Origin of the sequence: Dendronalium sp. ChiSLP03b (assembly GCF_034531165.2) — a bacterium.
Classification (GTDB): domain Bacteria; phylum Cyanobacteriota; class Cyanobacteriia; order Cyanobacteriales; family Nostocaceae; genus Dendronalium; species Dendronalium minutum.
In genome coordinates, this window is sequence record NZ_JAVRBR020000129.1 from 48346 (window position 1) to 62201 (window position 13856).

Below are 13856 nucleotides of genomic sequence, written 5' to 3' on the forward strand. Positions count from 1 at the left end.
TTTGCACTTTAGTTACACAATTTTTACTCAAATTCAGGATAGTTTAAATAATGGAACGCGGTCTTTTGTGGTTGCCTTTGTTAGCAATGTTTTTCTGGTTAGCTTGGCAAGGCTCGAAGGAGTATCAGAAAGTTGAAGCCTATAGAGCTTGGGCAGAGCAATTTGAAAGAGCTAAGTATGATATCTATGCTGTATTGGGTCAAAAAGGCAACAATTTAACTTGGGGTAAACCCACACCAAAAGGTCCTATTAAACTAGAAACTTTTTCTTTAGTTGATGTCGATAAAGTCCGACTTTTGGTAGAAGGCAAACCTGTAGAAACGGAAACTCCTCCAAAAAAAGGTCGGACGATTGAGTTAGAATTTATTTTTGCTGAACCTGCTAACTCCGTGCGCGTTCCTTTCACAGAAATTCCTTTAGCAGCAGAATGGAGCAAGTATTTGCAAGGAGCATTGCAAAATTTGCATTCGGAACCAACTTAGTAGTCGTTAGTCATTAATTATCATTAAAGATGAATGGTTGTTAGGATCAAAGTGTGGTGTGTGCAAGCCCCATTAAAGGCGATTTTTAATAATTATGCCTAAAATTCTTGCTATTATAGCAATCTTATTTGCGTTGTGAGAATTAGTTTTTTAACTTAGACACAAAGCGGCTTTCCGCAGGGTACCGCCAAGGATGCAAACAACGCTAAGTAAAGAAAGATTTTTATAAAATTCTCTAAATAAGATTAGGAATTGTCTTTAGAGAGTTTGTATTCAATTTAATGAATTCAAAGTGGCAAGTCTCTATTTGACGAGTATAGTTCGTAATGAAAAAAATTCTTCCCCTTTTTGGGATGGCTTTACTGCTCAATGCTTGTGTTTCTACGGCGAACACTTCTTCTCAGGCAAATAATAGTGTCAAACCTCAAGCGGAAAACTGTCCAAAGGCTACAATTGTTTCTTTACCTATGCCGAAGGAAAATGAAAGCTTTTATGATAGCTTTAATTTTCATATTCGCAATATTATAACAGATGCGGATACGGTTAGGTTTCAAAGTTTAAAGCAAGATTTTGTTTTCTGTCGGAGTAACAATTCCTGGACAGTACAACCAGGAACTCTACCCAAGGAGTTGCAGCCAGAAAGTAATTATGCGGCATTCGCACAAGAGACGGTTAATCCAAAGTTCAAAAATATCGAATTTCAGGGTAAAACCTATCAGTATCGAGTATTGAGAGAGCCGAAGTTTACTTTGGGTGAAAACAATAATATCTCCAGACCCAATGAACCAGAACCTACACAGGATCGAGTTGTTTTTGAATTAGTTACTCCTAATAGTGAAAAACCTCAAATAAAAACGCTGTACACTCTCAAAGATTTACAGGATGTAGCGGTAAAAGCAGGGTATGGTACGGGAGGTCAATTAGGTTTTCCTCGCATTACATCTGCTACGGTTTATGACAACCGTATTTGGTGGTCAGTGGCTTTTGAACAAGGTGAAGGTAATAACGGAATTGCTACTATCGTCAGTTATGACCCGAAAACTGAGAAATTTAGTCTGATTCAACCAGAAGCACTTTGGTCTACACAAATTACTGATTTAGCTATCACTGGAGATACTAAGAATCTTACTTTTTGGATGGGTACTAGTGTTAGTGGCGAAGGAAATCTTTATATTCCTGCTAAAGGATTAGTGGCTTACCGTCCCAATTCACAAAATCTTAATTCTGGTTCTTTAACTGCTTACACTGTTAACGATAGTCCGTTGGTGGGGGCAATTCCTGACAAACTCAAGTTGGAAAACGATAAGCTGTGGGTCAGTACTGCTAACGGTGTTTGTCAATTTAATTGGCAAGCTGCTGATAATCGTGATTGGTCTTGCTGGCGATTTACAGCAATGGCTAACCTGCCATCAGAAGAAGTTCCACTTTACAGTGCATTGACTAATAAAACTCCTGCTGTATCTTTATCTCGTAATAACAGTGGGGAAACAGTGGAAGTGTTGTGGTGGAGTCCTGTTGAATATCAGACTCTCAAGAAACGCTATGAGGTGAAATATCCTCAAGGCTTTACTGTGAAGCTGGATGAGGGTGCAAGTATTTATGAATTTAATAACTCTTTACCACCAGGAAAACCACAAATTGATTGGCCTGGTTTTCAATGGCATTGGAATGGCGATCGCTTTGTGCGAGGATTAGATGAAGTTTCTCTCAATTTAGTCGGCAGTGGTCCGCAAGGTATTGGTTCTGGTCAACTTTCACCAGAGGTTCCAATCAATTGGAATGCCATGCGTGGCGATCTAGAGTTACTTCAGCTTTCCCCAAAATCAACCAGTGTAAAATACTACTCTGGTTGGGTTGATGAAGCCAAGCTTCAACCTTACTTAACGGTTGTACCGCAAGCACGACCACAAAACCTACAACCAAATCCTTTGGCAGCAAAAGTCAACGAATTACCATCTCGCCAGTAATCTTCACCTATGAACGCTGAAACAATATGTAGGGTGCCTGTTGCTTTAACTATTGCTGGTTCAGATAGTGGTGGTGGTGCGGGAATTCAAGCTGATTTACGCACTTTTGCCTTTAACTGTGTCCACGGTACCAGCGCTATAACCTGCGTCACGGCACAGAATACTCTAGGGGTAGCACGGGTTGACGCTATGCCAGTCGAGGCAGTTGTAGCGCAAATTCAAGCGGTGGCCAAAGATATCGGCGTGCAAGCCGCAAAAACCGGAATGCTGCTCAATCAAGAAATTATCTCTGCTGTTGCTCAACAGGTAGAAACTTTACAAATCAATAACCTAGTGGTTGACCCGGTGATGGTGTCACGCATGGGAGCACAATTGATTGATGATGACGCTGTCAACACTCTCCGCAATGTCTTGATTCCCAAAGCGACTATTGTCACGCCAAATCGCTATGAAGCACAGATTTTGAGCGGTTTAACAATTAATTGCCTCGATGACATGGGGAAAGCCGCTCGAACCATTCACGAAAATTTAGGGGCAAAGGCTGTTTTAGTCAAGGGTGGAGGAATGCAGGGGAATTTGCGTGGTGTAGATATCTGGTTTGATGGCGAAAAGCTGGAAATCTTGACAACAAGACAAATAGAGACTACAAATACCCACGGTACTGGTTGTACACTATCAGCAGCGATCGCAGCTAATCTGGCGCTCGGAGAAGACTTGTGGCCAGCAGTACAACAAGCCAAAGAGTATGTCACGACCGCACTCTGTTACGCCCTCAATATTGGCAAAGGACAAGGGCCTGTGGGACACTTCTTCCCATTGTTACAAAATTAACTTGTTGGTTAGTTGTCAGTTGTCAGTTGTAAATTGTTATTTGTCTTGCCACTAACCACTGACTACTGACCCTACCCTGCGGGAACGTCTGACGGCGAACGGGTGACGCTCCTGCGTCGCTAGCGCCAGTTGTTCATGAGGGAAACCACGGCAGGTGCTTTATGCTGACGGCAGTTCCTACCCTGCGGGAACGCGCTTGAGCGAACAAGTCGGGCTTTGCCGACGACACTTGCTACCCGCAGTGTAGCGAGTGTCTCCCCAAGACCACACTGGCTCACCATTGACCACATCCAAAATGTAAAAAAAATCTTTGCCCTCTGGGCATTTTTCTATTATTCTTGGGCTAGTTTCAGGGCTGACTATAATGTGATAGCCTCTCTGAATAATCTGATTACCTTAATTTTTGATACCAACTCACCGATGCGAACAACCACAGGTTCTGTTCACAGTAATCCCCCAAAACCAAGTCAAACTTACCCTGCCTCTGTACCAATGTACGTATACCGAGAATTGGCAGCAGAGTTGCAGGCAACACAGGCAAAGCTAGATGCACTTACTGGAAAAAACCAAAAACTGGTACAAGACAACCAACTACTCCGCCAGGAAATTACCAAAGTGGTTCAGTCTTTTTTACACCTGCAAAAATTGGTAGATTCTCCTGTTACACCTAGTTCTCACCAAGCCCAGCGTTCTCCTACTGAGGTGAAAAATCCAACTAACTATCCAGGTACTGAAGCGCATCCACGCCAGCAAGTTCCTCGTTCGCGTCAACCTGTCGTTCCTGTTCGCGTAGCGTCGACCACAGGAGAAGTTGCCAACAGCAAAAATCGTCATTCTAACTTCTCTGTACCTGTAGTGGAAATAACTTCCCAAATGCCGGAAACAATACTTATAGAAGAGCAGCAAGTAAGCTATTATCCCTCCACGCAGACAGAGTTAAAAGAATTCAGTGGTTGGTGGTTAGCCATTACTATCTTGTTAATTATGCTTACCGCTTTTGCTGCTGGCTATTTGATTGTGCGTCCCTTGTTTGAACATCAGAGTCGTTAGCTGACACATCCATTGCTTCTTTGTGTTTCCAACTCCTATGTAAATTATCCAAAATCACTCTGTCAATATCGGACTAAATTTAGTCAATAATGGAATTTGTCTTTTGAGTCACAAAAACCACATACAAAAACGTTTATTAGGGGACAAACGTCTCGTATCACAACCTCAAGGATTAACCAACTATTCAATCCTTGCCACTGCTAATGTCAGAATTGCTCATCCAGGGCGCATAAACTTTAAAAAAAGAGCCAATTCTTACATATCTTTTTGAAATAGTACAAATGATGAAAGTGTCAGACAGTGGATCTGGTTAGATAGATAAACGAACATATGAGAAGTAAGGAGTCGAAAACATGAAAAAAGTAGAAGCAATTATCCGCCCATTTAAGCTTGATGAAGTAAAAATTGCTTTGGTTAACGCTGGTATTGTGGGTATGACTGTTTCTGAAGTTCGAGGTTTCGGACGGCAGAAAGGTCAAACGGAACGCTATCGGGGTTCTGAATATACCGTTGAGTTTCTGCAAAAACTCAAGGTGGAAATTGTTGTCGAGGACAGTCAAGTTGATATGGTAGTAGACAAAATTATTGCTGCTGCCCGCACAGGCGAAATTGGCGACGGCAAAATTTTCATCTCGCCTGTTGAGCAAGTTATTCGGATTCGTACTGGAGAAAAGAATACAGAAGCAGTCTAATTGCTGTAGAAGTTTCTGCGCTGAAGCAGGGCTATAGGAGGGTTTTCCGATCCAAGCTGCGACTGCGTTAGCGAGTCCTCAAGGATAAAAATGAGTGTCAAAATTTCTTGAAGCTAGCATCTGCCTTCAAGTAGCGCGGAAATCCTCAAGTTCGGACTGCTGGCGCTTTTACGTCGCTAGCGCTACGTTAACACCGCAGCGCTAGCTTCTCCTTGCACAGGTTTTATTGTGTCGTTTTTTAAAGTGTTGTATAAGGGTTAGACGCATTACCTTATAGTACCTGTACTTTAAATGCATAACCCTAGCCAGATTTTAAATTGATATAACGGCATCTTAGTAACAGTTTTAACCAAGGTGCATTTTTTTATGGGGACTTTGAAACAATCTTTGCCCAAATATAGCAATACTTTACTTAGTATTCTGTCAATACGCCAATACGCATACTTAATACATATAAAAAACCCTCTTTAGGGAGATAGGGTATTCAGTAATTATTCGTAGTAAAATCAAGTCTATAGTTAATTCGTCGCGATCGCAGGTATAACTGTGGTCGTTTTTCTAATCTTAATCTCTGGGGAAAGCAGGGGAAGATAAAACTCCTACTCCTGTCTTGTGCCTATTCAACAAAATCAGGTCGCGCTTGCTGCGTTGACTGTAACTTTGTCTCTAAAGCTTTCCAATTTTCCTGCTCAATTAAGTTAATTAATTCGTCCAGGTTGTGGCGATATTCTTGCAAAGACCCCAACAATGCTTTGCGGTTGTACTGCGCCATCATTACCCCCAATTCAGGATTTCCACCACCCACACGACTGGTATCTCGAAAACCTGAACTAGCTAAATTTTGAGCTAATTGCAAAACTTCGAGGTCAGTTTCATCCATGCAAGCAGCAATCAATGAAGCACTGACCATTACAGGTAAATGAGAAATCCAACTAACAGCGCGGTCGTGTTGCTCTGGCTGACAATAGTAGATATTAGCGCCAAGCGATCGCACAATTTCCTCTAAAACTGAAATTGCAGTAGTTGGTGTTGTCGTGTCTGGTGTTAATACGTAAGGTCTACCAAGAAATAAATCCCGTTGTGCAGCTTCTATCCCACTATCTGCTGTTCCTGCCATGGGATGACCGCCAATAAAATTTTGCCAAAGGTGAGAAATTGCTTGAACTATCGGTGCTTTCACTGAACCGACATCAGTCACAATTGTTGCGGCAGACAAATGCTCAATCAGCTGTTTAAATTGGGGAACAATAAGCCCGATAGGCGTACAAATAAATACAACCTCTGCGGTTGCCAATAAGCTCATGTTAACAGATGCCTCATTGACACTGCCTAGGGCGATCGCTCTTTGACAGGTGGATTCACGGCGACTGACTCCCAAGATATGATGCCCTTGCGATCGCAAGTCATAACCCAAAGAACCGCCTATTAGTCCGAGTCCTAAAATACCAATTTTCATTTTTAATTTTGAAAGTTTATCTTCTAAGTATTTTCTGGATACTTTACCAACTATTAAGTAGAAGGCAGATGGCAGATGGCAGAAGGGAAAATCCGCTGCCTGGCAAGGTTTCAAGGGTTGGCATTTTACAGTTAATTATGTCTAGCTTGTTAAAGTTGGCATCTCATACCAAATTAAGATAGCTTGTATTGTTTTAAATTTATGAAAGTAAAAGGGACTGGGGATTGGGTAAAAAACGGAAAAATTACGGAAGGGGCTTTAACCTCTCCCAAATTTTGCAACATCTTCCCATTACCCAGTAGCAAAGCGGCGTTTCAAGAGCCACCAACATAAAAGTATAGTGTGGGACTTCTCGCCGCGACCAGTTGAATATTCACAAGACTTACGCATAGGCAACGGAAAATCGAACCACACAGAAGCCAGTGCGTTGGGCGGGTTCCCCGACTTGAAGCAGCTGGCGCGACACAGAGGACACGGAGGAATAAGAGTTTCAGAGAGTTTTTGCGTAAGTCCTAATTCATTAGGATTTCCCATCTAAAATCTAAAATCCGTCTTGGAAAGTTTGTTACGCAGGGAAACCCTGCTGACAACTTTCCGCAAAATCTAAAATTGGTATGAGGGGTAGCATCTATGACTGTAGAGGAATTGTTGGAACAATACGCGGCAGGAGTCATAAACTTTAGTGGTATTGACCTCTGTGAAGCTAACCTGAGTGGTGTCAAACTCAGTGGCGTGAATTTGAGCGCAGCTAACTTAAATGTAGTCAACTTGAGTGGGGCGAATCTCAGCGCAGCCAACTTGAGCCATACCAATCTGAATGTAGCAAGACTAAGTGGTGCAAATCTTGACAACGCTAACCTCAATAATTCCAGTCTCAATGTAGCTAATTTAATTCGCGCCGATCTCAATCGCGCTCAACTACGAGGGGCTTCACTGGTGCGTGCTGAATTAATTCGTGCCGATCTCAGTCGTGCCGATCTTTGCGAGGCTAACTTGGGTTGCGCTGACTTGCGAGAAGCAACGCTGCGACAGGCGAATCTCCGTTGTGCCAACTTAACTGAGGCGATTTTAAAAGGTGCTTCTTTAGCAGGAGCCAACTTAGAAATGGCTAATTTAAACGCTACCGATTTGAATCGCACTGACCTTAGCGGTGCAAATTTGCGAGAAGCTGAACTCAAACAAGCAAATCTCAGTCATGCTAACCTCAACGGTACAGATTTAAGCGGGGCAAATCTCCGTTGGGCAGATTTAAGCGGAGCCAAATTAAGTGGAGCTAACTTAATGGGCGCAGACTTAAGCAATGCGAATTTAACAAATGCCAGTTTAGTACATGCCGATTTAACTCAGGTAACATTAATTAAAGCAGAGTGGATAGGTGCTGACTTAACAGGTGCGATTTTAACCGGAGCAAAACTTTACTCTACCTCTCGCTTTGGTTTAAAAACCGAAGGCTTGACTTGTGAGTGGGTTGACCTCAGTCCAACAGGCGATCGCTCCATCATCCAAAAGTTTGAGTCAGAAGACCCACGAGACTTTTTCAATGAAACTCCACCGACAATCCGTATTATCGTCGATGCAGCTCTAGAACACGAGGCCAACTTTGCCCTCGCTGGTGCATATTTTCAAATTGCTCAGGAATACCGGATGCTGAAACAACCTCCTAGCATGGAAATCGGTCGTCGCCGGACTGTTTTCACTTTTCGAGTAGATAGTGATGAAGCTTTATTGCCTACAGCTTGTATTGCCATTCTTCCCTTTAGAGATGCTGCTACCACGCAAAAAAATATTTACACAGTAGTAGAAATGTTGGCAAAAGAAGATTTGCCGCACCTTGGGGAAAAAACACCCCATCGGGTGAAGCAATTATCTACTCTTATCCAGCAAGCTATTAGTCAGGCTAAGACTATTAGACAAATGAAAAAAAATCTGGAATTAGCAGCAAAATTAAATTTCTTTAGAGTTCCTACCCAAACAATATTAACGAATTCTAGCGCTCAAACTTTGATTATGCATTATAACCCGAATTTTGGTAAACGATTTATTAATCCCTCTGAACTCGATGTCGGATTTTTAGCTGATACATCTAGCGAATCTGCTATATCTATATTGCCTTCGTTAAATATGGTTGTAGATTTTGTCAAAAGTTTCCACTATATCAGTCAATAGTCATTAGTCATCAGTCAGTGGCAACTAAACAAAGGACAACTAGCAACTGACCACTAACAACTGACAAATTTCCGGAGAAAGCATATGCCCGATATCTTCAATAAAATGATTGGCAGAACTCGCTATGTAGTCTTTCGCTTATTTCTACATCTAGCTGGGTCTGAGGTCGCACCAATTTTGGGAGTATTGAATCGTGGTGCAAGGGATGCGATCGATGCAGATGGAGACTTGCAAGTTTTAGGAGAAGGATTAGTAGAACTTTGCGAAACTCTTTTGCGATCTGATGAATACTGGCTTTCGGCAGCTAATGAAGGCGATGTATTTTGGAGCGAAGGCGAGGCGGGAGATTATGTGAATGACTTATTTACAGACTCTGCCGAACGATACGGTGCTGACCTCGATTTCAGTCCAGAATCTGATTTAAATCAGCCCTTATCTATACCTGTAACCCGCAACGTAGTTGTGATGATTACAGTAGCTTATGAAGGCGAAGTGCCAGAGTTAGAAACTGACCTCGCTAACATTCAAGCACTGAAGGAAGGTTTAAAAGCCTTAATCAATTTGCACTACAAACACAAACTACGGGCAATCCAAGTGCATTTCTCACCAGCACAGTTAGGAGATGAACTCACCAACGATCAACTGTTGCAATATTACCCAGAATTGATACCTTTGTAATTTGTTGGGTTGACCGTACTAGTACCCACATTGAGAACTTGTTAAGCTCAAAGATAAGGAAATAATGCAATGATCATGAACGCACTGCGTAAGTTTACAGTCGTTTTTTTAGCCCTGAGTTTGTGCTTGACATCTGTAGCCTGCGGGGGAGGAAACCAAACTACCCCTCCCGGTAGAAACGTTAGCCAAAACTCTACTACCACCAAGTTGAGTGATGGTCAGTATCAAGTACAACAAGCTACTTATGACGATGCAACTGGGGAGTACAGGCTGTTTTTACTCAACAGCACACCCCCAACCTTTGCAACTGAACAGTTGCAAATGGCGAGGTTAACCGATGATGAAATTAAGCAAGGTAAGAAAGCTTATTTGAAGGTGGAGAACGGACAGCCAGTTTTGTATTTGCCAGAAGATTTTAAAATTGAGTATGTCCACAACGTCACTGAGACACAAACTAATCCCCAAACAGGACGACAGGAAACGGTTGTAGTCCGCCAAGAAAACAGCTTTTGGTCACCCTTTGCTGGAGCGGTAGCTGGTAGCATAGCAGGTCAAGCGATCGGTAGTCTGTTATTTAGACCTCAATACTATGTACCGCCTGTATATCAGCCAGGAGGAGTGTTGACTGGTTTCGGGGGCTATGGTAGAAGCTATGACCAAGCGGTTGACAGCTACCGGAGTCGTTATAATGCGCCACCCGCAGCTGTGAGAAATCGCACTGCTTTCCGGAGTACAGGGACTATTAGAAGGTCATATCCTACTGGTTCCACTGTACGCACTACACCACGTACAACTACAGGCAATCGTCCCTCTGGTTCTGGTTATGGTGGCAGTGAACTCAGACCTTCTGGTAGATCCGGTTCAACTAGGCGCAGTCCTAGTTTTGGTAGTGGACGTTCTCCAAGCCGCCGTTCAACAGGTTTTGGCAGCAGGCGGCGCTAGGCAATCTCAAATTTATTACAGATTATTGTAAGGGCGTAGGGCTTTGCCCTTCCCGTAGGATACGGCTGTATCCTACGGGGACGCTCTTGAGAAAGCCCCTACAGAGCGTTTTGGCGAACGAATAATGAATTACTAGAGATGTCTAATACCATTGCACAGGAGCTACTTGGTAGTATTGTTGCAGTAGCTCATAAAGCGCTGGATGCTGCTTCAGTAATTGCTGTGGTTTTTCAAAGAATGTTTCAGTTGCCACAGCAAAAAATTCTGAGGGATTAGTTGCACCATAGTTATCTATTACGGTCTCGATCCCTTGTTGAACATCATTACAGAGTTGTTGATATTCTTGTGTCATTACCCTAGCCCAGATGAGATAGTCTGATTTTTGTTGCAAGATAGGAACACCTTCTGCTTTCCCATCTTCTTGATCTAACTGGTGGGCAAATTCATGCAGAATAACGTTATGTCCGTCGTACCAGTCGTGAGTATCTTTTTGTACCTGTTGCCAAGACAGTATTACTTGGTCATTCGTCCATGATTCTCCTAGTCTTGCCACACGCCTTTCCTCAACAACATAATTACTAGTGGCAATGGTTTCATTCACAAAATAAGTACTAGGATAAATCAGAATTGAACGTAATTTTGGGAAGTATTCTCCTCGCTCATTCAGTAGAAGTAAACAAGCCACAGCAGCAATCGTTAGCTTCATTTCCTCCGTAACTTGTAAACCTCCACAGCCAATGAATTGTTTTTCTGCTAGGAAGACTTGAATATGACCCTGAAGCCGTCTATATTCAGTAGGAGAAAGACGAAGATAAATAGGAAGATTATTATTAATAATGGCATTCCACAGAGGAGGAAAGGGACGAGATTTAAGACGCTTTCTTCGCTGCTTAATAAAAATAGGATTAACTAAAATTCCAGTTACAAGTAACCCTATGATGATAAAAATAATAATTGTTGCAACCATTGGTAGCGCTTCCCGCTATCTGACTCACTAAAAAGTTTTGTATAATTAAATTTGCTTTTTTTAATTATTTCAGATTGCTAAGTGCGATCGCTTGGTTGTTCATAACTGATTTATATGCTTTCACTTGCGAATCAATACCAGTGATGGCTGTACCAACTACAACAGAGTAAGCACCTAAATCTAAAGCTTGACGAGCCATTTGTGGTGAAGAAATCCCGCCTTCACAAATGGCTGGAATATCTAGCTGTTCTACCATTTGCGTTAGGAGTTCCCAGCCTGGGACACAAAGATGCCTAGTTGCATTAGTGTAGCCGCAAAGAGTTGTCCCGACAATGTCAGCACCAGCATCCACCGCTACTTTTGCCGCCTCAATTGTATCCACATCAGCCATCACTGGTTTACCCAATTCATGATGGATTCGAGCAATGATATTTACCACTAGTTCGTCACCAGGGCGGTTTCTAGTTGTCGCATCTATGGCGATAATATCCGCTCCAGCTTTGGCAACAGCAGCAGCATGGTGAAACTGTGGTGTAATGTACACATCAGATCCAACTGTTACTTGCTTCCATAAACCAATAATAGGAACTTTCACTCTTGCACGCACAGCACTAATGTGATTTGGGGTGTCAATTCTGACACCAACTGAACCATTATTTACAGCAGCTTGTGCCATTGCTGCAATTACTATTGGTTCGTGCAGGGGTGAATCTACAGGTGCTTGACAAGACACTATCAGTCCGTGATGCAAACGGGTAATTAAATTGAAAAAATCAGTCGGCATAGAAGATATGAGAGGATGTGGCAGGAGAACAGGGGGACAAGGAGAGAAGTCGCAAGGAGGAGCTACTTCGACGGGTTCCCCGGCTTGTAGACGCGCTCTGCGCGGTGAACCAGCGCGGTCTTGGGGAGCCACTGCGTTGGGCGGCTTTGCCGACTTGTAGACGCGCTCTGCGCGGCTTCCCGCAGGGTAGCAAGTGGCATGGTTTCCTCCATGAGCGACTGGTGTTAGCGTAGCGGTAGCGACGTTAGGAGCGTCACCCGAAGGGCTTCCCGCAGGGTAGCAAGTAGCGTGGTTTCCCTCCGGCGAACTTCTCCTATGGTCGACGCTACGCGAACGGAGAGACAAGGCAGACAAGGGAGGGAAGAATTTACTTCCGCTGCTCCTCCGCCTCCTACTTAGGAGTAACTTTGTCAATTGCCTTAATTTTGCCGTCTTCTCCTACTGTCCAAACGTCGTAGACTCCGATAACATCACCATTAGCATCAACATCTACGTTACCGCTGGCTCCTTGGTAATTAATCTTTTTACCTTGTTGAAGAAATTTCAATCCTTCACAGACATCAGCAACTTCTGTGCCAGAACCTGCGGCAACTTCACGGATTTTGTTAGCGATACCAACACCTGTGTTTTCCTTAGCGGCTTGCGCTGCCAAAACCAATAATGCCGCGGCATCCCAAGCTTGGGGAGCATATTCTCCTGGTGAACCGCCTTTTTTATCTTTCCACAGCTTGTTGAAAGCTGCTAATGCTTTACCATCGGAACCGGGTACTGTACCTAAAGCTCCGGTTAAAATATATTTGCCGTCGCTACCCTTGCCAACTTGTTCGGGGAATGTAGGTGATTTCACTCCATCTGTAAGCAGAACCTGTACCCCTTTCGTTAAACCTTGTTGGTAGGCAGCTTTGAGGAGTAGACTGCCTGTTTCGGCATAAAGAACAGCAATTACTGCATCTGGCTTACCAGCAAAAGCTGCTGCTGCTTCTGTATCGAATGTTTGGGCTTTAGCGTCGTAGCGGACTGGGCTGTTTTTATTAATTACTGTTCCGCCCAATTTCTCAAAGGTTTGCACAAATGCTTTTTCAAACCCAACTCCATAGTCGTTGTTAATCACAACTGTCGAAACTCGCTTAAAACCTTTTTTATTAGCTAGTTGAGCTAAGGCTAGTGCCTGGTAGGTGTCGGGGGGAGCTGTCCGCGCCCAAAAACCTTTAAAATCTCCTTTTTTTGCCTTTTCGGTAAATACAGGACTGGTGCTACCGGGAGAAACCAGCATAACTTTGTTAGGTACGGCGACTGAAACAGCAGCAGTAGAAACACTACTAGCGAAGGAGCCAACTACACCAGCTACTTTATCCAAAGTTGCCAGTTTGCTCATGCCAGCAGCACCAGATTTTGGGTCGGTTTGGTCGTCTACTTGCACTAATGTGACTGGTTTACCATTCACGCCACCGCAGGCGTTAACGGTTTCAACTAGTAAAGGAACAGAGCCTACCATCTGTTGCCCGATGGAGGCTAGATCGCCAGTTGTTGGTAGCAAAGTACCAATTTTTAGCCCATCAGCACTACTGGTTGTGTTTGCTGTTGTTGTGCAAGCCGCCAACAAAAACCCAGTTGCTAGGCTAGTTAAACTCAAGACTAGGGCAGTACTAATTTTTTGCATATTACTCTCACTCCTCAGATATATAGGAGCCTGAAAGTAAGATTTAGACTAAATTTTCAGCTTAGTTCAATCTTAACAGGACTCTAAAGGATAAATGATATCATCCTCCTGAAGGTGTAAAAGTATTTACTCCTGGATTAGTATTTATGACAAATTTTGAAGAATATAGAATTCAGAATCA

At 43.2% G+C, this 13856-nt stretch carries 12 protein-coding genes; 8 read left to right on the forward strand and 4 right to left on the reverse strand.

The genetic code is table 11. From position 1 onward, the window contains the following. Positions 1 to 50 precede the first annotated feature (50 nt). From RMY31_RS30055 to RMY31_RS30075, 5 genes are all read left to right on the forward strand, one after another. Positions 51 to 482, forward strand: coding sequence for a hypothetical protein (locus tag RMY31_RS30055; protein ID WP_322662105.1), 432 nt, complete (start codon positions 51 to 53; stop codon positions 480 to 482). Positions 483 to 808: 326 nt separating this feature from the next. Beyond that, positions 809 to 2449: a hypothetical protein gene (locus RMY31_RS30060; RefSeq protein ID WP_322662107.1), complete on the forward strand. Its 1641-nt coding sequence runs from the start codon at positions 809 to 811 to the stop codon at positions 2447 to 2449. Positions 2450 to 2458: 9 nt separating this feature from the next. Then, positions 2459 to 3280: a bifunctional hydroxymethylpyrimidine kinase/phosphomethylpyrimidine kinase gene (thiD, locus tag RMY31_RS30065; RefSeq protein WP_322662109.1), complete on the forward strand. Its 822-nt coding sequence runs from the start codon at positions 2459 to 2461 to the stop codon at positions 3278 to 3280. 420 nt (positions 3281 to 3700) lie between these two features. Continuing rightward, complete coding sequence (locus RMY31_RS30070; RefSeq protein WP_322662128.1) at positions 3701 to 4330, forward strand: hypothetical protein; 630 nt, start codon at positions 3701 to 3703, stop codon at positions 4328 to 4330. A gap of 353 nt (positions 4331 to 4683) precedes the next feature. Further along, a complete protein-coding gene (locus tag RMY31_RS30075; protein WP_206263173.1) occupies positions 4684 to 5022 on the forward strand; it encodes a P-II family nitrogen regulator in 339 nt (112 codons plus the stop codon). A gap of 616 nt (positions 5023 to 5638) precedes the next feature. Here RMY31_RS30075 and RMY31_RS30080 read toward each other — a convergent pair. Further along, positions 5639 to 6478 carry a prephenate/arogenate dehydrogenase gene (locus tag RMY31_RS30080; protein WP_322662112.1) on the reverse strand — a complete coding sequence of 280 codons (840 nt, stop codon included), beginning with the start codon at positions 6476 to 6478 and terminating at the stop codon, positions 5639 to 5641. A gap of 630 nt (positions 6479 to 7108) precedes the next feature. Between RMY31_RS30080 and RMY31_RS30085 the strand changes: the two genes are divergently transcribed. From RMY31_RS30085 to RMY31_RS30095, 3 genes are all read left to right on the forward strand, one after another. After that, on the forward strand, positions 7109 to 8644 hold the full coding sequence (locus RMY31_RS30085; protein WP_409878850.1) for a pentapeptide repeat-containing protein: 1536 nt from the start codon (positions 7109 to 7111) through the stop codon (positions 8642 to 8644). An 84-nt stretch (positions 8645 to 8728) separates the two neighbouring features. Then, a complete protein-coding gene (locus RMY31_RS30090; RefSeq protein ID WP_322662116.1) occupies positions 8729 to 9322 on the forward strand; it encodes a DUF1517 domain-containing protein in 594 nt (197 codons plus the stop codon). Positions 9323 to 9391: 69 nt separating this feature from the next. Next, entirely contained in the window at positions 9392 to 10264 is an 873-nt protein-coding gene (locus tag RMY31_RS30095) for a hypothetical protein (protein ID WP_322662118.1), read from the forward strand. A 142-nt stretch (positions 10265 to 10406) separates the two neighbouring features. On the opposite strand, the gene RMY31_RS30100 is transcribed toward RMY31_RS30095, so the two are convergent. The 3 genes from RMY31_RS30100 to RMY31_RS30110 form a co-directional block, all read right to left on the reverse strand. Next, positions 10407 to 11231 carry a M90 family metallopeptidase gene (locus RMY31_RS30100; protein ID WP_322662120.1) on the reverse strand — a complete coding sequence of 275 codons (825 nt, stop codon included), beginning with the start codon at positions 11229 to 11231 and terminating at the stop codon, positions 10407 to 10409. Between the two features lie 64 nt (positions 11232 to 11295). Then, entirely contained in the window at positions 11296 to 12015 is a 720-nt protein-coding gene (locus tag RMY31_RS30105) for an N-acetylmannosamine-6-phosphate 2-epimerase (RefSeq protein ID WP_322662130.1), read from the reverse strand. A gap of 391 nt (positions 12016 to 12406) precedes the next feature. Next, a complete protein-coding gene (locus tag RMY31_RS30110) occupies positions 12407 to 13675 on the reverse strand; it encodes an ABC transporter substrate-binding protein (RefSeq protein WP_322662122.1) in 1269 nt (422 codons plus the stop codon). Between the last annotated feature and the right edge of the window lie 181 nt (positions 13676 to 13856).